The sequence below is a fragment of the Burkholderia sp. Ac-20365 genome, from assembly GCF_017104715.1.
In the GTDB taxonomy this organism is placed as follows: domain Bacteria; phylum Pseudomonadota; class Gammaproteobacteria; order Burkholderiales; family Burkholderiaceae; genus Paraburkholderia.
In genome coordinates this window covers 1-1,184 of sequence record NZ_JAAGPI010000101.1, presented here as the reverse complement: position 1 = coordinate 1,184, position 1,184 = coordinate 1, and the positions used below count along the sequence as shown (strand labels likewise).

1 protein-coding gene is annotated in these 1,184 nt (G+C 64.4%); it reads left to right on the top strand.

All coding sequences use genetic code 11. From position 1 onward, the window contains the following. A partial coding sequence (locus tag G3O01_RS44765) for an efflux RND transporter permease subunit (protein WP_205813908.1) occupies positions 1-1,184 on the top strand: 1,184 nt, incomplete at both ends.

The following is a 1,184-nucleotide window of genomic DNA, read 5'->3' as shown; positions in this document are numbered from 1 at the left end:
AAGGCGCTGTCGCAGGTCCAGGAAGGGATCGTCGTTCCATTGAATCCGCCATCGATTCCGGGGCTCGGCACGACGGGCGGCACCGAGATGTGGATCCAGAGCAAGGGCGACGCGACGACCGCGCAGTTCGCGGCGGTGGTGGATGACTTCGTGGCCAAAGCCAAGCAGCGCCCCGAGTTGACGGGTGTGACCTCCACCTTCAATGCCAACTCGCAGCAGTTGCTGGTCGACGTCGACCGCGACAAGGCCGAGACACTGGGCGTGCCCGTGCAGGACGTCTACAGCGCGATGCAGACGATGTTCGGCTCGCTGTACGTGTCGCAGTTCAACCGCTCGAGCCGGCTGTGGCAGGTGATCCTGCAGGCCGAGCCGTCCTATCGGCTCAAGCCCGACGATCTGACGCAGATCTTCGTGCGCAGCGCGAACGGCAGCATGGTGCCGCTGAAATCGGTGGTGACCTCGCGCTACGTGACGGGGCCGGACCTGATCACGCGCTTCAACAACTTCCCGGCCGTGAAGATCACCGCCAACGCTGCGCCCGGCTATGCATCGGGCCAGGTGATCAGCGCGCTCGAGGACGTGGCCTCGCAGATGCCGTCGGAATACGGCATCGCGTGGAGCGGCGAGGCGTTCGAGGCGAAGCAGTCGGGCGGCACCTCGGGCCTCGTGTTCGTGTTCGGTCTGATCATGGTGTTCCTGATTCTCGCGGCGCAGTACGAGAAGTGGAGCCTGCCGTTCGGCGTGCTGATGGCGGTGCCGTTCGCGCTCTTTGGCGCGCTGCTCGCCATTCTCCTGCGCGGGCTGAACAACGACGTGTACTTCCAGATCGGCCTGACGATGCTGGTCGCGCTCGCGGCAAAGAACGCGATCCTGATCTTCGAGTTTGCGGTGCTCAACCGCGAGTCGGGCAAGTCGGTGTTCGACGCGACGATGACGGCGGCCGAAGAGCGGTTAAGGCCGATCGTGATGACGTCGCTGGCGTTCATTCTCGGTTGCGTGCCGCTGGCGATCGCGACAGGGGCGTCGGCGAACAGCCGGCATTCGATCGGCACGGGCGTGATCGGCGGGATGCTCGGGGCGACGGCGATTGCCGTGTTCTTTATTCCGATGTTCTTCTACGTGCTGGAGACGATGTCGGAACGCTCGGAGAAGAAGAAGGCCAAGAAGGCGGGCGATGTGCCGCC